Origin of the sequence: Cohnella nanjingensis, from assembly GCF_014212125.1 — a bacterium.
GTDB classification, from domain to species: domain Bacteria; phylum Bacillota; class Bacilli; order Paenibacillales; family Paenibacillaceae; genus Cohnella; species Cohnella nanjingensis.
Map to the genome: position 1 here is coordinate 235860 of NZ_JACJVP010000025.1, position 23074 is coordinate 258933.

15 protein-coding genes are annotated in these 23074 nt (G+C 50.3%); all 15 read right to left on the bottom strand.

Annotated features, from left to right (window positions below):
- Positions 1–116 precede the first annotated feature (116 nt).
- The 15 genes from H7C19_RS16385 to H7C19_RS16455 all read right to left on the bottom strand — a co-directional run bounded on the left by H7C19_RS16385 (position 117) and on the right by H7C19_RS16455 (position 22978).
- Positions 117–1160, bottom strand: coding sequence for an aldose 1-epimerase family protein (locus H7C19_RS16385; RefSeq protein ID WP_185143724.1), 1044 nt, complete (start codon positions 1158–1160; stop codon positions 117–119).
- A gap of 254 nt (positions 1161–1414) precedes the next feature.
- Positions 1415–2077, bottom strand: coding sequence for a helix-turn-helix transcriptional regulator (locus H7C19_RS16390; RefSeq protein WP_185143725.1), 663 nt, complete (start codon positions 2075–2077; stop codon positions 1415–1417).
- A 6-nt stretch (positions 2078–2083) separates the two neighbouring features.
- On the bottom strand, positions 2084–3265 hold the full coding sequence (locus H7C19_RS16395) for an ABC transporter substrate-binding protein (RefSeq protein ID WP_185143726.1): 1182 nt from the start codon (positions 3263–3265) through the stop codon (positions 2084–2086).
- 264 nt (positions 3266–3529) lie between these two features.
- Positions 3530–5332, bottom strand: a complete 1803-nt coding sequence (locus H7C19_RS16400; RefSeq protein ID WP_185143766.1) for an ABC transporter ATP-binding protein — start codon at positions 5330–5332, stop codon at positions 3530–3532.
- Between the two features lie 20 nt (positions 5333–5352).
- Positions 5353–6291 carry a phosphoenolpyruvate carboxykinase (ATP) gene (locus H7C19_RS16405; RefSeq protein ID WP_185143727.1) on the bottom strand — a complete coding sequence of 313 codons (939 nt, stop codon included), beginning with the start codon at positions 6289–6291 and terminating at the stop codon, positions 5353–5355.
- 123 nt (positions 6292–6414) lie between these two features.
- Positions 6415–6552, bottom strand: coding sequence for a paeninodin family lasso peptide (locus tag H7C19_RS16410; RefSeq protein WP_185143728.1), 138 nt, complete (start codon positions 6550–6552; stop codon positions 6415–6417).
- Between the two features lie 29 nt (positions 6553–6581).
- Positions 6582–8513 (bottom strand): asparagine synthase-related protein, encoded by a 1932-nt coding sequence (locus H7C19_RS16415; RefSeq protein WP_185143729.1) that lies wholly within the window; start codon positions 8511–8513, stop codon positions 6582–6584.
- Positions 8514–8730: 217 nt separating this feature from the next.
- Entirely contained in the window at positions 8731–12072 is a 3342-nt protein-coding gene (locus H7C19_RS16420) for an S-layer homology domain-containing protein (RefSeq protein WP_185143730.1), read from the bottom strand.
- Positions 12073–12362: 290 nt separating this feature from the next.
- Entirely contained in the window at positions 12363–13580 is a 1218-nt protein-coding gene (locus H7C19_RS16425) for a multidrug effflux MFS transporter (protein WP_185143731.1), read from the bottom strand.
- Positions 13581–13957: 377 nt separating this feature from the next.
- On the bottom strand, positions 13958–14752 hold the full coding sequence (locus H7C19_RS16430) for a hypothetical protein (RefSeq protein WP_185143732.1): 795 nt from the start codon (positions 14750–14752) through the stop codon (positions 13958–13960).
- Between the two features lie 27 nt (positions 14753–14779).
- A complete protein-coding gene (locus H7C19_RS16435) occupies positions 14780–17200 on the bottom strand; it encodes a DUF2357 domain-containing protein (RefSeq protein WP_185143733.1) in 2421 nt (806 codons plus the stop codon).
- Positions 17172–19379 (bottom strand): MrcB family domain-containing protein, encoded by a 2208-nt coding sequence (locus H7C19_RS16440; RefSeq protein WP_185143734.1) that lies wholly within the window; start codon positions 19377–19379, stop codon positions 17172–17174. The genes H7C19_RS16435 and H7C19_RS16440 overlap by 29 nt, the downstream gene beginning before the upstream one ends.
- A gap of 175 nt (positions 19380–19554) precedes the next feature.
- Positions 19555–21075 carry a restriction endonuclease gene (locus H7C19_RS16445; protein ID WP_185143735.1) on the bottom strand — a complete coding sequence of 507 codons (1521 nt, stop codon included), beginning with the start codon at positions 21073–21075 and terminating at the stop codon, positions 19555–19557.
- Positions 21076–21597: 522 nt separating this feature from the next.
- On the bottom strand, positions 21598–22095 hold the full coding sequence (locus H7C19_RS16450) for a hypothetical protein (RefSeq protein WP_221469289.1): 498 nt from the start codon (positions 22093–22095) through the stop codon (positions 21598–21600).
- Positions 22079–22978 carry a hypothetical protein gene (locus tag H7C19_RS16455; RefSeq protein ID WP_185143737.1) on the bottom strand — a complete coding sequence of 300 codons (900 nt, stop codon included), beginning with the start codon at positions 22976–22978 and terminating at the stop codon, positions 22079–22081. Before H7C19_RS16455 ends, H7C19_RS16450 begins: the two co-directional genes overlap by 17 nt.
- Positions 22979–23074: the final 96 nt, after the last annotated feature.

Sequence of the window (23074 nt, forward strand, 5' to 3'; positions counted from 1 at the left end):
AGACCCGAACGTTCCTGCAGCGCAATCCGCTATAGTTATTATTGCACATGCAAATGGGGCCTCCCGCTTAATCTATCGCCGGTTCTTCTTCCGCCTCTCTCCATCATCGCCTATTTTCAGAATACATTCAATTCCAGCTTGTATGATACAGTTGCCCCGGGCTCCAGCATGAGAGGCCCGCCCCGTTCCGATTCCACGGCGCGACCTTCCACTTTGCAATTGGACGGCTCCAGACCAAGAACATGCTCGCCTGCTCCGGGCATCCGCCACTGAACTAGAATCGGCAGCGTATCCGCCGACCAGCGCAGCTTTACCGTAACCGGATGCGTGGTACCGCCCGCCGGAAAGACCGGATTGTGCAGGCTCGCCTCCGCCATTCCGTCCGAGCTTTTGGCTTCTGTTCGTAGATGGTGATAGTAGACGGATTCGGACACTCCGGCCCTAGGCGTTTCCCAAGTTGAACAGCGGCTCAGCGGAGCATGGGTGTCGCGCGCTTCGCTGTCGGCGAAAGGAAGCTTGATGACCGTCTGTTCCCCCAGCAGCGGAAACCCGAAGTTAAAATGGTAGAGCATCATATGCGGGGCTGGGCGAAAGCCGACATTTTCAACCCGGTCTTGAATGAGAATCCGGTTCTCGCCTAGTCGACCGGAGATTTCACGCGTCAATCTGAGCTGGCTTCCAAACACGGAAGTTTCCTCTACCATGCCGGACACGCTCCACTCCAGCTCGTCGCCTATCCACTCTTCGCGGAGGCAAACATGCCTGGCCGGTGTATGGTGAGCTCTTCCATGCAAGCCGTAGCTTCCTGAAGCGTCTTCGGAAGGCGAACCGACGTGGGTAAGACCGCAGGTCATGAGAAGACCTCCGGACGCCGTTCGGAGCCACCCCGCTCCTTCCGGTTCGTAATACATAGGGTGAACGTCGCCGTTCGGAGATTGCCAGGAAACCGGCGCCCCCCATATTTCCGTGTGCGAAATATCCAGCCCTTTGGAAGGAACGGCATCGAAGGCGAGTCCAGCGCCCGTCCGCACCCGGACGATCTCCGTTCCCGCTTCCTTCCCTTCCGTCAGCGTCATCCGTCTGACCCCGCCGATCTGCCCGATATGGCCCACGCGGGCTTCCAGCTCCCGGCGTGTCCAGTTCCGACCGTACAACCGCATGAATATATCCTCCCTTCGCCTTAAGCAGCTTCGTCCTCGATAAATTGTTTGATTACTACATTTCAAAGTTACATTCGAACATAATCATAAAACAGAACAACACCGTTTGCCTACGGAGTGTAAGAATTTTTCTTTGCGCGAAAAATCATCAGACTCGAAAACGCTCTTCCGTCCTCATCCTTCTGAACAGAGCAACTGATCGGCAAAACGAGCCCTATCTCTATGCGGATAGGGCTCGGGTGATTCTCGCTCATCTAGGAACCTCGGTCTTTGCCTGGGGTCCCCCCTTCGACTTTCTTGCGGTATTCTTCCCCCGTGTCGACTACCCTCGTCATCCGTTCCAGCCGGTAATACTCGACCTCGCCGGACTGCTCGCACAAGGCGATTAGGTAGACCACGTTCGCTTGGGAATACGTGCGAAAAGGATGCACCACCACCTCATACTCCTCTTCCTCGTCCGCATATGCGATACGGAGCTTGTGGCTCTGCCGGATGGCTTCGTCCACCTCATGCTTCCGGTCGGCAAGTGCGGAATCCGCATGGAACACCGGCAAGTCGCTGTTCTCCGGTTGATAAGGTACGAATCGTTTCAGCGTCTGGACGACGCGGTCGAGACCTTCGACGTATCCTATGGATTTCGCGGCTTCCTCGTATTTGTAGATGAGGAAGCTCAAGATCCGAATATCCGTCTCAGACAGAAGCACGGACGGCAAAATGTAGGCTTGATTCGCGTATTCATACCCCCGCTCTTTGGCATTGTAACTCATCGGGGCAAGTAGGGAGTTGTGCATATACTCGATGTCCCGACCGGCCTGTCGGACCGAGATCTCGAACCGTTCCGACAGCGACCGGGCATTCGGATAGCGGCGGCTGCGAATTTGTTCGTCAAACCACAAAATGCGATGCATGTTGCTCATGGGGAGTCACCACCAACTCTGGGCTTTGAAATCAAAAGGCGTAATCTTGGGCGTGCGGCGAACCGCCTCTTGAAGGACCTGTTCCACATTCTCGGCATGAATGAGCCTGTCGAAGGTCTCGTTGTGATGGAAGGCGGGAATGAAGTTTGGGTACTGGTACGCGCCATCTCGGCCGTATTGCAGTTCTTTGTAGAAAACGGCATACATGGCGTCCGCCTTGTGGCCGCTTTGTTCCGCCGTCTTCTGGTTTGCCGCCAGGTTCAGAACGGTCCACAGCTTGTCGACGCCTTCCCCCGGAAGAGCCAGCTTGCGAAGAAAAGCCCAGGCAAGTTCGCGATTGCGGCAAGTCGTGGAGATGCCATACCCATACACTTGGAAGATGTTCGATTTAGGATGCTCCTTGCCGCCCGGGAAACCCACGACTCCGAACTTTTCCTTCTGTTCTATGGACATGGGTTTGATCGCCCAGTTGGCATCCAGATACATGGACATTTTCTCATGAATGAAGCAAGCTATCCAGGAATCCTGCCCAACCCCCATCCTCGGCGACACGTCCTCGTCGATCAGGGACAAGTATTGCCGGAACCCTTCGATGGTCGAAGGGTGGTTCAAATATCCTTCCAATTCGACGCCGTCTTCCGATAAGAAAGATCCCCCGTAATTCCAGACAACCGGTTCGACGTAGAGCATATATCCGAAGCTCGTAAAGGCACCGTGTCGGATCACATTCCCACGCTCATCCCGTATCGTCAACTTCCTCGCCGTATCCATGAAGTCCTCCCACGTCCATCCGTCTTGCGGATACGGCAACCCCGCTTCCTCAAAATGCCGCTTGTTGTAGAAGACCCCGAGCGTCTCGGTCATGACCGGCAGCGCCCCGATCCGTCCGTTCGATTCTACGGACTGGGCGATGCACGGAAAGTAGTTGCCCATGTCGACTTTGTCTCGCTGGATAAATTCCCGCAGATCGGACAAAATCCCGGCATCCAAGCATTGCCCCATGTTGGTGCCTTCCCATTCCACAATGTCCGGGCCTTCCCCGCTCGTGAGCCTGCGGATCAACTCCGCCTTGTTCGGCACGAGTTCCAGTACCACGGATACGTCCGGGTTCTCCTTACGGAATTGCTTGACCGCTTCCTGAATGACCGCCATCCGTTGATCGTCATGCGTCGAGATGGTAAGCTTCATTCCTATCGCCTCCTTAAGATATCTTGCCATTCCAGTATAGGAAGGGTCCCCTGACATATCGTGTCCGACTGGATAAATAAGCGAGTGAAAATTCCCTAAGCAGCACGAAAAAGAGCGCCTCTGTAAACATGGGAGTTGAAAACGGGTCTGCCGCCCTTTAATCTCGCCATCAGGAGGTCGCTCTATTTTGAAGTTTAAGTCTCAGGACAAGCAAAATCAACTCATAGAAAACACTGCTCCACACAAAGATACGAAGAGCGCCGCTCAAACGCTCGCCCTTGCCTGATAAGCCAGCAACCTGCCGAAGAGGCCGTCCTGGTCGCCGGAAAGCTGCGTGTATCCGCCGCGTTGCACGATCGTTCCGTTGTCCAATACGACGATCTGGTCCGCGCCCCGGATCGTGGACAAGCGATGGGCGATCACGATCATGGTCATGCTTCCCCTCAGCCGTTCCAGCGCCTCCTGAATGCTGGCTTCATGCTCGCTGTCCAGCGCGCTGGTGGCTTCATCCAGGATGAGGATGGAAGGCTTGCGCAGGATCGCCCTCGCTAGCACGATCCGTTGGCGTTCGCCTCCGGATAGGCGAACCCCCCGGTCTCCCAACACGGTATCGAGTCCTTGCGGAAGCTTCTTGACGAATACATCCGCTGCGGCAAATCGCAAAGCTTCCCACATTCTGTCTTCGCTAGCGTCCGGCGCGGCGATGGACAAATTGTCTCTCACGCTCTCATGGAACAGAAAGGGATCTTGCGAGACGTAGCTGACAGCCCGCCTTAAGGCAAAGGAATCGCTCGCGGCAAGCGGCTTGCCGTCTACGAGCACCTGCCCGCGTTCCGGCTGAACGAGTCCGATCAGCATATCGATCAGGGTGCTTTTGCCCGCGCCCGAACGGCCGACAATGGCCGTCATCCGATTGGCCGGTATTCGCAGATTCACGGCTTGAAGCGCGTAGGAGCCATGGTTGCGGTCATAACGGTAGTATACGTCTCGGAACTCGAAGCCCTGTACGGCGCGCATGGCGCTGCCGCCAGCCGGAAGCTCGGACAGCTCCGGCTCCTGGGCGGCCTCATACTCCTGCTGCAGCTCCCATAGGTTTCGGAAGGCGGGAATCGATTGGGCGATCTGTTCCAGATTGGACTGCAACGCCGAGAACTTCGGCCACAAACGCGAAAAAATAAGGACGATAAAAAGAAGGAGCTCGGCCTGTACATGGATGACTTCGAAGGCGAAATAAACAAAGCAGGCGATGAGCAGGCTCGAGGCGGCTTTGTAATAAAACTGGGATGCCGATTGCAGTCTCGTAAATTGGACGATATTGCGCTCCAGCCGATCGCATAACGCGCCGAACCAGGTCAGATGCTGCTTTTCCATCCGATTGCTCTTAATGTCTTTGATGCCGTTGAAGTGATCGGTCATCCCGGCCACATAACGCTGCATCAGCTCGGTCGTTTCCTGTCCGATCATTCTTGATTTTTTTACCCTGGAACGGGAAAAGACGGCGAGCGCCAGACCGCACAGCAGCACCGCAATCGTGAGCGGCGCCGACAGCCACAGCGCAAAGCCGATCTGGATTAGCGTAAAGAGAAAAGTCGTACTCAACCGTAGGAACATGAAAACACCGAAGCTGACCCGCGGCAGCTCGGTCGTGGCATGATGGATAAAATCCGACTTCCTCTTCTTCAGGAAAAACGCCCAGTTCGACTGCAATAAGCCCTTATAAATGTCCAGCCTCAAGTATCGGATAAAGCCTTGCTCCAGTTCTGAATTCAGGTTGGTCAGATGACGCTGCAAGAGCCCCTGGCCCAACAGCAGGATAAGGAAAACGGCGAGCACAACGGGCAATTGCAAGCCGGACGACAGGCTCTGAAGCGGCTCGGCCGCGGAAGAAAGAAACGGGATGCCTCCCGCAGACGAATCCAATAGCCCAATCAGACTCAGCATGGGAGCCAGCAGGAATATGCCGATCCCTTCCAGCGTGCTGACGACCATGGTCCCGATCAGATTCACATACAGTTTGCGCCCGGCAAACGCGTGAAGCTTCTTGAGATAGACGAGCATGGGCGCTATTCCTAGCCGTTCTCCGCCTCTCACCCCTGCATAACCTTCTCTCCTTCAAGTACGGCAAGCAACACCTGGCCGACCAGCTCATGCACCGAAAATCCGGCAGACGGCCTTTGCAAGCGATACAGATCGACCCGACTCGCGATTCCGGCCACGGTCGAAAAATGCCATTGCTCCCCCGCCAGATGCGAAATCAGAAAATGGCGGTACGTATGCAGCCGGAGGATCGCCAGACGTTCAAGACCCTGATAGCGCGAGAGCTTCACCTCTTCCCCCTCCGTCTTGGTCAGCTCGAATATGCCGGCTAGGGGAACGGAAGTCGCGGCAAATCCGGACGCAACGGGGATGGCATACTTGGACAAATAGAGATGGCGGTATCCGTCCGATTCCATCCCTAGCTGCTCGATGCTTTCCTGCCAGAGCTTCTGCTGCGGGTATGCGGGAATGACGACAGGAGGGCTGCCGTCCGCGCCGAGCGATACCGCGATCACATCGTCGGTCAGGAGCGGATAGCCGCGGTTCAGGAACGCGGCGGCCAGCGTTGATTTCCCCGCCCCGGATTCTCCGACGAACGCGTAGGCTTGTCCGTTAATGACGACGGCGCTGCCGTGAAGAGGGAGCGTCTTGCGCTGCATCAGGATCGCGCCCATACAGGTGCCGAGCAGGTAGATGCGAATGCTCTTTTCCTCCGCTCCGGTTAGGGGAGACACGATGATTTCCTTCCCGCCCTGAATGCTGTAGATGGCGACTTCGGGCACATAGAACAAAAATCGACCGTCTATAAACGCATAGTAATCGTCCTGAGCCCCGTATTCGTTCCAGGCTTCCGACAAGTCCCCGGTCTTGATTGCGACGTCCGCTTCACCGGCCCGTGCGGTTGTCTGCGGCAGCTCCGGCAAACAGAACTCGCTTATGATGCGCAGGCCAAAAGCGGTGTACAGGGTTGGCGCGACCGCATTTGTCATCTTCCTTCCCCCTCAATCCTGTATGTAAATTCCCTCGAGCGGAAGTATTCTCTTCGTAAGAGAAGGGCCCTATACATGCAATAGGTATGAGGACCCTTCGGTGCTGCCATTCGATCTTTCATCTTAGGAATCTTGAGGGGCATGGGGATGGCCGTTGTTCGTGCCTTTTCCGTTTCGGTCCGGGTACAAGCCGTTCGGTCCGCCCATCGTCTGGTTGACGTCAAGGACTTCCAGAATCGGTTGGTTCCACTCTTTTTTCATCTGTTCTCACCTCCTTTCAAGCGGGAGCGTTAGGAACATTGCCGTATGAATCGGTACACGATCAAGCTCTGCATCAATAATCTCGCATGCCGGTCAAAGGCCTGCTCGGGCTTGGGCGGGTGACCGATTGTCGTTAGCGAAGCTTTGATCTGCTCTACGTTCAGAAACCGCGAGGCCCGGGTATCGCGGCATAGCTCGTGCAGCTCTTCCGTGACCGCGCTCCACGACGGGATCACGCGATGGATCCAGTCCGCTCCCTGCACGCCCCGAACGCGTTGATTGAGTCGGACGGATTCGGGCAAATAACGTTCGGTCGCCCTTCGAACGAGCGAGCGATCCATGCCGTTCTGAACATACTGTTCGACGGGCACGGATAAGCAGAATCGAACGACCCTCGGATCGCAGGTAGGATCCCTCTCTCTGACGGCATACTTCAGCGATAATTTGGTCGACGACGTCCCCTGATGGTTTAAGATCGACAATTGATCGAACTGGTACGTTCTGGCCTCGAATTCGTTCATCCAGGAGTCGTTCAATCCGACATCGTGGTGCTTCAGCTTATCGAATACGCCTGTACGCTCCGCCAATTCCGGATGGATCAACAGCGGAATATTCGGAAGCGGCTTCGAAGACGGCGACGGAGACGCAAAAGCCATTTTGCCGATGAAGGGAAGCAATCGCGATCTCCCGACTCGCATGTTTTTGCCATATTGTTCTAACTCGCGATAAAGGCGCACCCAACGCAGCTTTCGCAACAGCCGGGCATAATAGTCCAACGCCGGTCCCCACGAGATGGTGTAATTGCCGCTTCCTCCATGCAATAAAATGCTGACGTCGTCTTTGTTCGCTTGTTCGAGAATGCCTCTGAACCAGTAAGAATTTTCAAAAAATTTATAAGGCGCCTCCATTAATTCGAGCAGATCGTTTATTTCCTCAAAGGAATTCCGATCCGCAAAGTCCATATGGCTGTGCGCAATATTGCCAACATGGTCAACGACGGCCTGGATGTACGGACGCTCGTCGGCAACCATGCTTCTAGGCGTCCAATCCGTAAAGTCCGGGCGAGGGACATAGCTGTATGTATACAACGTTTTGCCTTCCTCGCGCAAAGGACCTGCCGCGAAGCTGACGACTGCCCCCGAATCAAGCCCTCCGCTTAAGCTCGCGCCGACATTCCGGCTTGTCCGGAGCTTCGAGACGACGGCTTCCCGGAACACCTCGCGAAACGCTTCTTCGTATTCGCCGTTTGATCTCAGCTTCAGCTTCGGGACATCGGCCGCCAACGTTCCGTAGCGCTCGACCTTTAGGCTTCCGTCCTCGACGGTAAAGGAATGAGCCGGCGGAATCTGCCCGATGTGGCGGTACACCGTCGAGCGAACGTCGATCGTATCCAGAATGATCGGGATCGCGAGAAACTCGGCCAACCAGGACTCGTTCAGCTCTTTCCTGACGCCGGGCAACGCCAACAGCGGATTCATCACCGTGCAGAAAGCAAACTGCCCCGGCCGATGAACATAATACAGCGTACGGCTTCCCGCCAGATCGCGGGCTCCGAACAAGCGGCGTCTCCGATCGTCCCAGATGACGAAAGCAAAGTCGCCTATGATATAGCTCGGAGCGTCCTCCCCCCATTTGAGGTATGCCTCCACAATTAATTCGCTGTCCGTCATCCGCTTCCGGCGGGAATGCTCGACCTGCAGCCGGTTGAACAGCTCCTCCCGATTGTCAATGATCGCGTCCGCGGCGATGACCAGCCCGTGCCGTTCATCGTAGCAAGGCTGCCGATCATGCACCGATTCGGGCGTGAACCATTGCGCGTGGCAGCCCATAAATACAGACCGGTCATGCCAGGTTCGTACATGATTAGCAGGATATTTTGCTAATGATTTCATCATTTTTTCGCTTACTTCAATAGATACAGGCTCATCATGATCATGGAATACTCCGGCTATTGCACTCATACTTCTCCATTCTTCACCGTTATCCGTCTGCCTTGGGGACAATTATAACAAAATCGGCAAAATTTCAAATGGCCCATGAGAGGTAGTCCGCAATAGCATTAAGTAGTATAGGCGCGGCGTCGATGCGGCAGGAAAGCCTTGTCCTGTTCGGCAGGACGAACGAAGCGCACGAAAGATCGCTTGGTTAGCGGTCTTTCGTGCGTCGCTCTTTAGCCGGCTACTTTTGTTGGCTGAAATCGTAATAGAAATTCGGTCGTTCCCCGAGCAGCACCTTGTAAATATCGTAGTTCGACTGCATGACACCCGCAAGGAACGACTTGTACGGACGGTCCGCGACGTTCAAAACACCTGAATTATAACGTTCCGCCCAACTTCCAATCCCCTGCCAGTATCTTCCGAGGGGGGCCTGATCCACATAATTGAACCAGTGGGCTCCCACAATATAGCCCAAATCGGCTACGCCCTCCACGTAATTCCGGTAGCGCATGCCCCTCTGGAACTGGTTCACGGCTGCATTCGGAAGAAGAGGGTTCAATCCCTGCTCCGCCGTGCCGTAGCCGAATTCGCTTAACAGAATCGGTTTGCCGCCCGACTTCGTGTACACGTCCTTCAGAAAGTCGGATTCGATCTTATACGAGTAATAGTTGATGCTGATGACATCCGAGTATTTCCCTTCCACCTCCGCCATTACGTCCCGAATCTTCTCGTTGTGGAAAGAAGTCGTGATCCAGCGGTCCCCGAGCAGGAGATGATTCGGATCGTATTTACGGTAGATTCGCGAAACCGTTCCGTAGAACGTGTCGAGGTAATATCTGAAAAACATGTCCATATCTTTCCAGGACTGCGACGTCTTGATGGGAAGCTCCGCTTCCCGCAGGTCGTTAAAGGACGTAAAGCTGGTTCCCCAATTGCTGTTGTAGGTATCGATGTTCTGATATTTATCCTTCAGCATTTTGACAAAACGGCCTTTGATGGCTGCGGAACTGGCCTTCAGCTTCGGCACGTCGGAATAAAACTTATGAAAATCGTATTCGTTGCCGATGAAGTACCCAATCAGCATCCGATCGTCTTTGTTCTGCGGGAGTGCATTCGCAAACGCCTGATCGATCTTGGCTTCGGCGTCCGGCGCAAATATGTCGAATATCGAAATCCCGTCAAGCTTCGCCCAGTCCATGTTCAGCGGAAGCATCCGCACGTAAGGGAAGTTGTTCAAGCTGCCGTATTTCTCGGGCGAATAGCCCCCTGCGCTGTTAAAGCCCCATTTCTTAAGCCGTCCGACCGCTTCCGTATAGAATGAGCTTTCCGTCGGAAATTCCCCTGTTTTCCTGTATTTATTCGCCATGTAGAACGAGAAGCTGCCATGATCGGAAGTAATAAACGCAGGTTGGTACTGCCCCTCGTAGGGAGGGATGGATTCAAACTGCTGCTCCCGGCCCTTTACCATCGTATAGGTCTCATGGGCGCTGATCCCGTTCATCCCTAAACTGAAGAAAACGTTGCCTTCCGGCGTCTTCATCACTTTCCGGCCTCCAAGCTGCTGAATCGCGAAGAAGCCGGTGCCTTTAAGCCCGTATTTGGCCGAGCTGCCGGCCAGACCTCCGTAACGATCCAGGTTCGCAGGCGGTTTCAGGCCGTCGTAATAGGAGGCGTCCGATAGGGCATCCGCTTTGAGTTCTTGCTCGTCCGTGACCTTTTCCGGAAAATTCGCGGAAACCATCTGTCCGAACGAGTCGACCAGAATGTCGCTGCTCCCGTTGAGCTTGTACTTGCGGAGGGGACTTGGCTCCTTGCCGTCTTTGACGGCATAGGTCTCCAATACGCTATACCCGGTGAGCTTCAACGGTTCGGAGTACGGCTGAAACGCAAGGGCGTTGTCCTTGCGATAATAAATCCGAGCCCCTTGCGAAGCCGAGGATAGCTCGACCTGGAGCGACCCGGCGCTTCGCGTAGACTTGATAGCTACGGAAGCGGTATTTCTATTGAGCAGTACGCTGGAAAGCTGAGGCGACCAAGACTTGGCGGCCCCGCGCAGTTCGATTTTCAAAAATCTCGTATGCGGCGGCAGCGACGAAGCTTCATTGGCGTACTGCTGCCAATTGCCTGTCGGATAGCCGACCGGATAGAAGCTGACAGGGACCTCCTTATATTCTTTTCCGTCCGCCGAGGCGAACAACCGGTTCTTTTCCAAGTCAATCCCGGTAAAAAAGTAGCTGTATATAAGCAATGACGTAATATCGTAATCGGTTTGGTAGATGACGCTCCCTGACTCCGTCGACGTTCGCGCTAACCGATTCGTATCGTCGGCGAAATAAGCGGGGTGGTCCGTTGCGATGTATACATTCGTACGATCGGAAACCTGCTTAAAGTCTTCGAACGAATCGTACAGTCCGACGGATGGCGCCGGCGGCGTCCCTATCGTCTCATACCGGTAGGTGGAGACATCGCTGACTTCAGTTTTGCCTGCTGCCGGATGGTATACGGCGGATGTCTTCAACTGAAGCTTGCTCAGCACTTTGATCGGCGAAATGTAATGCTTGCGGGTAGGCGATGTTCTGGGATCGCTGCCATCCGTGGTGTAGTATATGGTAGCTCCAGGTTTGGAGGCGCTCAAAATGACCATACTTCCGTAGGGTACGCTCCCCGAAGCCAAACCGGCCCTCACGCCGTTAGCAGGTATCGTGGGTGCAGGCGTCGTAGGTGCAGGCGTCGCGGGCGCAGGCGTCGCGGGCGCTGGCGTTGCTGGTGCTGGCGTCGCGGGCGCAGGTGTCGCGGGTGCTGGCGTCGCGGGTGCTGGCGTCGCGGGTGCTGGCGCCGTGGGCGCAGGCGCCGCGGGTGCTGGCGTCGCGGGTGCTGGCGCCGTGGGTGCTGGCGCCGTGGGTGCTGGCGTCGCGGGCGCTGGCGCCGCGGGTGCTGGCGTCGCGGGTGCAGATAGACTACCGGGGATATCTTTCATCGCCAAATCGATCAGAGCGGCCGACTCCTGGCGGGTCATAGCCGCTTGCGGCCGGTACGACCAAATATCGGAGTTTTGTTTAACGTCCTCGCCGTACCATTCATGGGCAATAATACTGCTAATTCCCTCCGTCGCCCATGGGTCCGGTTTTTCACTGAAGTTTAACAGGGTACCCGGAGACAGACCCATTTTTTTGGCATATCTCCACACCATGACGGATGCCTCTTCACGTTTGACCGGTTTATTCGGCGAAAAAGTCGTGCTGGAGGTGCCGCTTACGATACCCGATTGGAAGACTGCACGTATATAAGCGGCGGCCCAGTGGTCTTGGATGTCCGAAAAGGGAACCGAGCCGCCGTTATCCTTTAACTGAAAAGCAACGGAGACGAGTTTGGCAAACTGAGCACGAGTCAGCGTCTGTTCCGGTCCGAATATCCCTTCTGCAATTCCTTCCGTTACACCAAGCGACTTTAGATTGTCAATGTGAGACAAATATGGACTTGTATCGGGTACATCTTTATAATCCGCCGCTGATGCAGCAGCACCCGTACATGATAATGCGGCAAGAGCAATAGTTACCGTGTACGCAATTGTTAATTTTCTCATACCGACTCCTTTCATCCTCTATCAATGTCTTCATCATAAAATTCGAGTCAACCGAGAGGTATGAGAGGGGAGAAAAAATGATAAAGTACTAAGAAAACTTTTCCAGTCATTCTCGCATGGATGGGGATGGCAAGGGGGAGTATATGATTTCCGATTGAATTTGCATACGAAGCTCGGTTGACGAAGCGGAGCGCTGTTCCGTCCATGCGGAACGGAATCGGGGCAACGCCTCCCCTCGCTCCACGCAAAAAAGCCGACCTCATGCGGTCGGCTTACCAGTTCCAGACTATTCACATGCTGCTAACTTTAGCTGCTCCGCGCGGGCTTCTTCTGATCAGCAAGAAGTAAGCCAGCATCGCTGCGACGCTCGTCAATAAGATAATGACGCCCAGCGGAACGGCAGTGTCTTCGCCCGCGATGCCGACTAGCGGAGAGACGACCGCTCCGAGCAAGAAGGGAATGACGCCAAGCAGCGCGGCGGCGCTGCCTGCCATATGACTCTGGCTCTCCATCGCAAGCGGGAATGCTGCCGTGGAGGTAATGCCGATTGCCGCTACGAAGAAAAATAGCGGAATCACCAATGTGAAAAGCGGTCCATGGACGATGGCTACCACTAAGACAGTGACGCTAGCCAAGCAGGCAAGCCATAGGCCGAACAACAGAAAGGCGCGTTCGGATATGCGATGCGTCATCCGCCCGACCAATTGGGAGCCGATGATCAAGCTGATGCCGTTCGATCCGAACAAAAGAGCGAATACGGTTGGCGAGGCACCATAAATATTTTGGTAAATAAAGGGCGTTCCCGAAACATAGGCGAAGACCCCGGCGATCATAATGCCCTGTGCCAGCATATAGCCGACAAACTGGCGATCCCGCAAGAGCGTTCCGTAATTCCGCAGCTGCTGCACGAAATTGCTGGGCCTGCGCCGATCGGCTGGCAGCGTCTCCTGCAGCCCCCATTTTGTCATCGTTAATAGGTAGATTCCAAGCAGCGCCAGCGCGATAAATACGCCGATCCACGTCGTGAAAGAAAGAATCCCGCTACCGGTAACCGGTGCCACGAGCGGACCCAAATTACCGACAAGCAAGAGCAGCGAGAAAAATTTGGTAAGCTCGTGACCGCTGTACAGGTCGCGTGCGATCGCGCGGGAAATGACAATGCCCGCCGAAGCGGCAAATCCTTGTATGAACCGGAATGCGATCAACAGCCCGATATTCGGCGAGAATGCGCAGGCCAACGAGGCCAAGGCATAAACGGCCATGGAGATCAGCAGCGGATTGCGTCTGCCGTGGACGTCGCTCAGCGAACCCATGACAAGCTGGCCGATGCCGAGTCCGAGCAGACAAGCGGTCAGGCTGAGCTGCACCAGCGAAGCTGTCGTGTCGAATTGCTTCACGATCTCCGGAAACGCCGGCAAGTACATATCGATGGTAAAAGGCCCGAGCGTCGAAAACAAGCCTAGCAGCAAAGCTAGCCTAACACGCGAATGATTCTTGTTGGTCATCATAAAGTATGGCTCCTATTCTCCATTCCATCTCTATAGCTCTATATCTCTATTTCTCTATTAATCGCTTTAGAAAATGCACAAAGTCCGGAAGCCGACTTTGCACGATTCGAAGCGGAGAGTCTGTTGTTCATCCTATCACAACTGTACGGATTTCGACAACAGATGAAGTGTGGGATGGTTGATTTGACGAAGCAGAGAACTGCGGTAGAATCAGATGCCATGTTCGTTGCTATTCCCCTCAAAGTGACCCCAAGCTCTGAAGCATATTCGGAATACTTTGCGGGGGCCCAATTGCGCGCTCCCTGCGCGCGGTAGAACCCCTGTCCTCCTTTGGAACTAAATGACCGCTCCCGGTAGAATACCGAGAAACGGCCCAGCTAAATCACATATTCGATTTCGCTAGCTTTATTAGCTCTGACCATGTGAAATTCTTCTTTTAGAATGTTATCTCTGTCGACTATTTTAAAGCTGCTACAGTTCTTCAACTGCTCTGCATCACCCAGCAATATCTTGTTCTTGTCAGTCAAGTGATGGATGTACCAACGCTTTTTCTCCATCACGATATAGAAAGGACGATCTTCGATATAATTGGGGTTCACTGATTTAAAGTCGAGGTAACCCCATATCGTTCTCATAAAAGGTAAAATAAAAATAGCCATAATAATGTAAATGGCAAACAAAAATGCAATAGTTAACAGCACTGCCTGAATGGTCATTTCTTTTTGAAATAAGATATATGAAAAAAGCGTACCACAGACATAAGCCGGCATAATAATAAAGCCAGCTTGGAAAATTAGCAACGTAATAAACATAATCAGTTTGGTTCTTTTGCTATAGTTGTGTTTCTGAAGAAGACTACGATCATTGATTTCTTTGTTCCAAGCAATCCAGCAATATACCAATAACAAGATGATTGTGCCAACAATTGCTACGGCGCCATTAAAGTCCTCCTTTCTCTTGAAGAAAACCATATTCACTAGAAACATAGCTAGCGCTAGCCCAATAACTTGAACAATAAATCTGAGAATGGAATAACCGAACTTTCTCTCCTTGCTGTACAACTTTTTCTCCAGAGAGGTTGAAGTTAGTAATGTGATAGGACTTAACTTGATTGCAGCGGCTATTAAAGTAAGAATGCTTCCAATGCTTAAAATACTTTTGAGTGTGATCATACGCTATTTGCCCGCCTCTCCACCAACCTAGCTATCTTCCACCCGAACCTCTTCCAGTCTGTTTGCTTTATCCAAGTCTTCGGAGTCCCACCGCAATTTCACTTTTCCTCGGCGACGCTTCTCTCTCCAATCCTTGAGCTCGGCTTCCGTCTCAAGCCGCAACTCCGCCACTTCCTCTGCACGTTCGAACATGTACATCGAGGTTAGCAGGACATGCTTCACTCCGTGGCCCCCCGGCATTATCGGGGCTTCTCGCTGCTGCCATTCTTCCACTTGGAACTTCACATAGAGCTCCGAAGTTGCCCCGCGGCGAGATGGGATCTCAAGGATCTGATCACGAGGGAGGACGGTCCAGCTCACCACTTTGCCGTACAGGGTAATCCCTGCTTGCTCCCGACCAAACGATGATATCGACTGATAGATGGCGACGCACTCCACTCTTGTTAAATCGCCGTGTTGGCTAAAATGACGCAGAGGCACATGATAAAAACCATGCTCCCTTAAATCCTTCAATTGGTCCCTATGGCTCAACGCACCAACGAGCACGGTTTTCCCAGCTAACTTATTAACATAATAATTCTTCGTCCCACGAGGCCGGGTCGCGCGTTCGTAGGCTTTCTCAGGGCTATCCAAGATAAGCTCGTCCAGGAACTTTTCCACCAGTGACGTACTACTCGGTAGAAAAGGCAGCGCACCCACGTTCACAAGCTCAATACTTCTGTAGAACTTATGCTCCTTGTACTCCGCTTCATTGGAGTATGGGAACAATACATACGCACCAAACATCGTGCGCTCATAATCCTTGTGCCCTTCCTGCTCCGATGACTCGTAGACGATCGCATCCCGATAACGGTGCATTGTATTGATGTCATCCACCTGCGGTCCCGGCGTTTTGTAGGATTGTTTATACGGGGTTCCCTCATAGGCTGGATTTATCCGATACTTCGCATCAAACACATATTTATACTCGACAGATGAATCTTGCTTCTTTAAGGTGAGCACGTTGTCGGGTACCTGAGCGACCGTCTCACTGCTGTCACCGGACGGCAGTGCATTGTAATACAACGTGAAAATCTCGCCATTCCTCGGATTACGGTACACCATCTTCGATTTATTCGATGTATCCAAGGCTACGAAGAGCCCCCCACGGTTTAACTTGATCACATTTTGCTTTACCAACTCGTACTTGCGGTTCAACAGTTCATGGATCTTTAAAAAGCACCAGTATTCATACAGCTTGGCAAGATCCTTCATCGAGAGACGGAAGAGATCATTCTGAATCGATAAACCTTTCATCAGCATTAAGTAACACCGATATACTTCCCGGTATCCTGGCGCCATCTGTAACACAAGGGATGTCGTGAATTGCCGCATTTCCCCTACCTGTAGAAAATCAAATTGAAGTAGCCGTTGCAGTTCTGTTTGCATCCGTCTTAGCTTGGTTTCCAATACAGGGTCATTCGTTCGACCTTTGGTCTTTAATAGTTGTCGCAGATGCCTTAGTCGCTGCTGAACCCGCTTCAGCACCCATCGAACAAATCTGTTCTCGGAGGTGTCATAGTCAATATGGCGTCTGGTCTCCATCAAGTGTGACGGCGTGTACTGCTGATGCTGAATCGTGACCAGGCCTTGTCCTTGATCAGGGAGAAGGAGATGAGGCCTCTTGGCTAGGAATACAATGTTCGATCTTCCTGCTTTCTTCACCCTTGCGGCTTCCCTGATGCGATTCTCGGTTCGGAGCTTATGGTGCGGTGCATGCTGAATCAACTCGACCTGGTGGACGAGTTGTTGGAAGATGTGCTGCAGAATCACGAAAAACTCCGTTAGACTCTGCGACTTAGTTTCCCGGAGCCCGGTGTAATTGTAGGTTTTGCGCAAGAAATCGAACGACAGATTATAAATCTGCTCGTTTACATCCTGCATAATGGCCTCGTAATCCTTCTTGTAGTCCATCTTCGAGGGGAAGATCTCCAGTTCAAGGCGGAAGACCGATTCACCGTGCATGCGAAGCTCCAGCTCTGTAAATCCGACCTCATTTTGAAAATTCAAAACGCCAGATAGCAGACGCCTCCCCTTCGGCAACACGGCTTCCCGCAATGCTACGTTCTCATGGTAGAACGTCAGCGGCATCTCCGATTCAAGCTCGACAACGAGCTCATAAGATTGGGTCTCATAGAAGAGTGGCTGACTCTCCTGCTCAGCATCCTGTGGGACAAGCTTGCCCTGATTGGGAGCGTATCGCTCAACCGATTCAATGTTCAAGCCGGGCACTAAGGATAAGGGACGCAATCTTGACTCTATCCAGGAAGCATCCTCCTGGCGATGCAGCTGCAGCGTCTCCACTGTCGGGTGGAATGGTTTCCCTTGAATATAGAGATGGAACCAATTCGTCTGAATTCGAACGAGCTCAACCGCACGGTTAGGAGAGCCAATAGGAAGTGAATCCATCCTCTTCTAACCTCCGCAACATGAACAAGATTTTCCTCGCGCTCTGTGGGTATTTAGCCGTCTCGACTCTATTAGATAAATCTACCCATAACGCTGATGCATCTTCTTCAAGTTCAGCCTTGTTCAGCCTTGTGCCCAAGGCAATCTCCAGAAGTTGAAGCAGGACACGTTTCACCGCTTGATTACTTCCTTGAATTCTCGGCAGAACCTTCTGAAGAAGCTGGAAGTCGAACGCTTCGTCTCTAGACATTAGCCCATGCTGCTCGTTATAGATGAGGTAGAAGCAGACAGCATCCCTAATTCGGAACCCTACATGGCAATGGATCGTTTCCAGAATATTGCTGATCCGAACGAGCTCGCGTGTCGCATCCTCGATGAGGTCTTTATTCGGTTCTGCATAGACCTCAAGCAGTTGCAGATAATCCGAATGCAGAAAAGCATTGGGAGCGGGATACGCCATCCCATCGGCTGAGCGCTCCGTAGGGAACTGATCCAAACGGATATAGTTAAATTCGATTGTATTTGCACGATCAAGTACTTTTTTGCTGAACGGATGGGTCGTCTCGTCCATATTAACTGTACCGATCATGTAGACATTGTCGGGGATATGGAGTTGTCCGTACTTGGCCTGATCTTCCGAGTTCCCTAGCGAAGAGGAGCGGATCAGCACATCCGTAATTATTCGATCGCCACGTCGTTGCTGCGTCTCCAAGATGCTGAGCATATCGCTAAAATAATGCTCAACCCGCGCTAAGTTCATCTCGTCCAAACAAACGAAATAAGGCTTGTCCCTGTTAGCTGACTTGGAGGCTTCCACCAATACTTCCGTTAATGGGCCTGGACGAAACTGTCCGCTCAGATCCTTATAGCCGATGAGGTCGGACGGGTCGCTCCAGTCCGGTCTAACCGGAATTAAGGTGAATTGCAAATTGTCACTCGTTGCGCCGACTGCCTCAGCGAATAGCTGTACAAGCTTCGTCTTGCCTGTTCCGGATACACCCGCTAGGATAACGAACGGCTTGGATCTCAGGGATAAGTAGAAATTCTCAACCAGTCTATCCGGGAAAGAGAAGCCTTTGTTATGGATGTAGGTCTTCACAGCGTCAAGCCTCTCGTTAATACTTAGTTGGGGCAGAGACGTATGAAGACCTGGCACGGTTGAATTCTCCTGTCCGACATGAATTTGCAAGGCGTGCTCCACATATTGCTGGTAGTTCGCAACCAAGTACTCGAGATCCGCCAATAGCTGTGCTTCCGATGGTAAGACCTCACGATCATATCTATAATACGCGACCGTAGAGACCTGATAGTCACGACCGAGTCCCCCGGACGTTAAGAGAATCTCTTCATCTTTGCGTAGCCCATGGAGGGGAAGCACTGCCCTGATTTCCTGGACACGATTCCGGAGGTACTTGTAGGACTCTGGCTTGCCCTGTTTATTCGGTTCGGTTACGCCCTGGGCGAGGGTTAGGTAAACGGAGCTCATATCTTCGGAGAACAAATACACGATGTACTCTCCGCTTTGCGTAGATTCCGTGATGCGCCGGTCCATGATCGCGATCCACGGGATCGTTGCCCAGTTCCCCATACCCGCTGAGGCTTGTACTTTAAGATTAGGGTCTCCATTGATGAATGGATATTCCCGTATTCCAGCGGGGATATGCTGACGAATATAGGAGGCTAAAGCGTTTTTGCGAAACGGCTCGCTCTTCGCCGCCGGATACTTCTCCATAACATTGATTAAGGCTTCACGAATCGTAAAGTTGGACGCTTGACGTCCATAATAAAGATCAATCTCTTGAAGGGCATACTCCTGTAGCTCATCAAGCACCTCTTGTCCCCAAACGTTGTAGAAATGCTCCTTGAACGCCAGTGTCTGTTGCTCTGGATTAAAATCTAAAATGGAACTTAGTGCGGATATCGGTGTGGCTATTGTCTGGGAGATTTGCGAGAAAGATACATCTGCCCAGCGAGATATACCTTGAACCGGTGTATCCACAGATTCACCCCGGGCTTCTCTTTCTTGCAGCAGGCTCAGGAAATTTCGCTTAACATCATTAAGTTGGACTATGCGTTGTCTCTTGTCTTCCATCTGCTGCAGGATAGCAAGGATTAGGACCATCTTATATGCCTTCTGCTTATGGGCAAAAATACCCGACAATTCGGTTGGCAAGCTCATGAAAAAACCACCTAAGGAGGATTATGGGAATACGACATTATTCCCATAAATTCGCCAAGGTGGTTGGGGGTTCCTGCTTATCTTAAGCGGGCTGTTCAGAATATTTCCAGTAATAGGGCTTTGGAGGTGAACCATGGCTAGATATACCCAATATCCGCTCAGTGGACCTAACCCGTTACTTTTTTAAATCAATGGTTACATGGTGCCCATGCTCTTGAAACATATATACAAGATTAGAACCATCGATTAACGTCAGCGGCTTATCCTTTGCAAACTCCCTGGAGTCATTACCATAATAACTCGTCGTTACAAGAATTCCTTTTGAAGCACCTTCCGAAACCATAGTGCCGTATAAATCCCGAACAGCGGATACCGGCACAACATTGGTATACCTTTTTGCCTGTATAACAAATTTTCCACCACGAATAGGATCAGGATCAAAAGCGACGGCATCTACACCGCCATCACGGCTAGCCTGAGTTACTTTGACTTCAGCTCCATCCTTCGAAAATATTTTAGCAAACAGTTCTCTCACTAAGTGCTCAAAATCAGCCCAGTCCATTGCGGCCAAATTCGTCGTGGAGTCGATACCATTTAACACTTCTTTCGACTCAACAAATCGCTTATCATTCCTATCGACATTATAAATTGGACGTACAGGTGCTAATTGAGCCAGAGGTCCAGCTACCATGCCCTTTAAATTTCTGTAGCATTCCTTAGGCTCTACACGACTCAGATTATAGGATAAGAATTCGGCTCTTGACGCCTGACAAGATAAAATACATGATCTGAAATCATTCCCCGTTCTTGGATCTACTCCTTCAACCCACCCATTAAATACAACGGACATAATCTGATCTATGTATACGGACTCAAAAACCTCGTGAATTGTTCTCAGGCAAACTTGATACAATACATCTTCATAAAATAAATCAAACTCTTTTTGCTTCATTTCAACACTGCTTATTTCCTTACGGCTAGCTACAAATTTATGTTCAATAATCCGTGGCATTGACTCCTTGGATGGCAAATTGTAATTAATAATGATTGTGCCACTGATAGGCTCGAACACAATATCGTATTCTTTATGGAACCCATCCGGATAAATGGAACGTTCTAATACGATATGCACATATTTTTCAATAGCCTCACCATGTCCATTTTCGAACTCGAATTTAAGTTGAACTATGCTCTCATTTTGTTCATTTTGGGCCTTTTCAAATTCAGCTTTCTCAAGGTGATATACATCTAGTTCTTCAGAAAATTTAGCATGAGCCTGTTCTTCTTTCGCCAGTCGTGCCCTCTTCCGTGACTTAAAAATCAACTCAGCAAACTTGTTCTCCACCGGCACTTGCATCTCAGTGCGAGTCTTACTAATAGAAGGATATACTTTGCCGAATGGCGTTTTATCCTTTAGAACCTCCCAATCAAGTTTATCGTTGACTTGCAAGGTGGCATTTAAAATGTTTTTGTATGCCCTTATGAGCTCCTGAGCCGCAGATGTATCAAATTCGGCCTGTTCTTTCAGATCATTTATTGCTTCTTTTGCACGTTCCTTCTTTTCTCTTTCATCCCATTTCTTCAATTGGTCTGACGCCTTTAATTGAACCTCGTATCGAGTCATTCCTTTGACTATCTTGGATACTCCTAAATAGTTATTATGAATTTCTAATGAGTATAAATATCTTGAAGCCATTACATCAAGCTCCTTTCTCACCATGCGACATTGTAGCTATAAATTTCGACATATTACATGATTTTCCTTCTTCAGACTTCCCTTGCGCCTGTTTCATCTATTATCTTGCTTATATATTTAATATCGAATTTATGTGTTGCCTGAGCCTCTGCTCCTCTTCACTTGCGGTTGCGCGGTGAATCCACGTCCGCCTTCGGATTCGGGGCAACACCTCACCTTGCTCCACGCAAAAAAGCCGACCTCATGCGGTTGGCTTTCATGTTGATGGAGCGTCCTTATCTAAAAGCGAACCCACAAATATCAGTTTCGATTTACAATACTCGCAAGTAAAGATTGGGCAAAGTAACACCTGGAATGCTCTTAAAGGAAGGATTCATAAGTTTGAGTTATTTGGTCATCAAGCAGCAAATGATATACTAGATCAAATGTTCTCAGTTGCTCATATTATTAAATCCATTAACTGATCAAGAAAAGGCACCCCACTTATGAGGAAGTGCCTTTTACGTATTTTTGTTAGAAAAACTATTTTGCACTCTTGCTGAGTGCTGTTAAGAGGCTAAACAATGTAAGGATAATATCTGCAACTGCGGATAAAGACAAGAAAATTACAAATAGTTTAGTAAAGTAAACGAAATTAAGTTTTGAAAAAGGGAACGTATTACTCCATTGAAGGTTCGGAATATCCGTATCGCGAAAAAAGATAACTAGTACAACAATAATTAAAAATACAAAGACTGCCCACGTGTCTTTTTTCAACGTACCGAAGAGCCGATTAATTATTTTATCTATATTGGAATTGTCCGGCATTTTTTCTTTTATCTTTTCGAGCAATGTATAGATTAGAGTGATAACTGCAATCGATAACGCAAGTAAACCACATAACAAGTTAATTATAATATCATCATTTAAAATACTGATCTTATCAAGCTTAGTGTTAAAAGTACAAATAAACCAGGATAGCCCGGCTGATATAAATAAAATTAATATTAGTTGAACTGCTTTTTTAATTTTGATTTTCATCATGATTCTTACCCCGAGTGGTTCCATCATTCACATTTTTAATGATTTCATCAATCACTGTAATTTCATTGATAACAAGTTGTAAATCTAAATTATCATCAATGACATGCAATTGGACTGTCCTTACAGAATGAGTACTCTTGATCTTAACAACTCTTTTCGAACCCTTACCGGTTACACCTAAGACCCACTTCCCACCGCCAGCAGATATATATTTAATAAAACTTTGGATTTTATCTCGAACAACTCGAAGTTTCCCTTTATCATTTTTGACTTTCAATGTGGTTTCAGTATTATTGTATGTCTTATTGATTTCTTTAAGTAATTCTTCTGCTTCCACAAGACTACCAAATAGATTCGGCGACTTCATAGTTAACTCTAGTTCGTAGATAGATTCATGGGAGTCCAGTTCTTTCCAGAAGTTTTGTTCGTATGTAATTTCATCGATCGTAACTAAATAATCGTAATCTTCGATGAACGAATTAATTAGCTGGCAAAATGAATTCTTCGACGTTGCTCGGTTTGGAAAAATAGATTGCTTCTCCTGAAAAAATAATATCTGGCTGTTTAGGTCCACTACTATGTAGATAAATGGATATGTATTCTCGGGGGTGTCCTCTATATCGGAACTTCCCGGCTCATAAATCGTAATATTTTTTTGTTTTGCAAATTTGCAAAGAAAGAGACCATTGGCAAGTTCCTTGGTAAGATACAGGATGTAGTTTTTGCTCCAATAACTTCCCTCAGCCTTTTTTTGGGTCTTTAGTAATTCAAAAAAATTAACTAGCAATTCTCTTTTATCCGAAATAAAGAGTTGATTCATCGTCATTTGCTGTTCAGTAGGTACGATGAAATAGCGATATGCATAGAAATTGTTGCTCACTAGCAGCACACCCCAAATGAAATTATTGGTAATTATTTCCCGTTTAAGTTTCGACATTGTACGACTATTTTCCTGCAAAAAAAATAGAAACGATAA

Coding starts and splice junctions, on each gene's coding strand:
- H7C19_RS16390 (WP_185143725.1), bottom strand. CDS start 2,077: ATGAGCAACATGCATCGCATTTTGTGGTTTGACGAACAAATTCGCAGC.
- H7C19_RS16450 (WP_221469289.1), bottom strand. CDS start 22,095: ATGAAAATCAAAATTAAAAAAGCAGTTCAACTAATATTAATTTTATTT.
- H7C19_RS16430 (WP_185143732.1), bottom strand. CDS start 14,752: ATGATCACACTCAAAAGTATTTTAAGCATTGGAAGCATTCTTACTTTA.
- H7C19_RS16385 (WP_185143724.1), bottom strand. CDS start 1,160: ATGCGGTTGTACGGTCGGAACTGGACACGCCGGGAGCTGGAAGCCCGC.
- H7C19_RS16435 (WP_185143733.1), bottom strand. CDS start 17,200: ATGGATTCACTTCCTATTGGCTCTCCTAACCGTGCGGTTGAGCTCGTT.
- H7C19_RS16420 (WP_185143730.1), bottom strand. CDS start 12,072: ATGAGAAAATTAACAATTGCGTACACGGTAACTATTGCTCTTGCCGCA.
- H7C19_RS16445 (WP_185143735.1), bottom strand. CDS start 21,075: ATGGCTTCAAGATATTTATACTCATTAGAAATTCATAATAACTATTTA.
- H7C19_RS16395 (WP_185143726.1), bottom strand. CDS start 3,265: ATGAAGCTTACCATCTCGACGCATGACGATCAACGGATGGCGGTCATT.
- H7C19_RS16410 (WP_185143728.1), bottom strand. CDS start 6,552: ATGAAAAAAGAGTGGAACCAACCGATTCTGGAAGTCCTTGACGTCAAC.
- H7C19_RS16415 (WP_185143729.1), bottom strand. CDS start 8,513: ATGAGTGCAATAGCCGGAGTATTCCATGATCATGATGAGCCTGTATCT.
- H7C19_RS16425 (WP_185143731.1), bottom strand. CDS start 13,580: ATGATGACCAACAAGAATCATTCGCGTGTTAGGCTAGCTTTGCTGCTA.
- H7C19_RS16405 (WP_185143727.1), bottom strand. CDS start 6,291: ATGACAAATGCGGTCGCGCCAACCCTGTACACCGCTTTTGGCCTGCGC.
- H7C19_RS16440 (WP_185143734.1), bottom strand. CDS start 19,379: ATGAGCTTGCCAACCGAATTGTCGGGTATTTTTGCCCATAAGCAGAAG.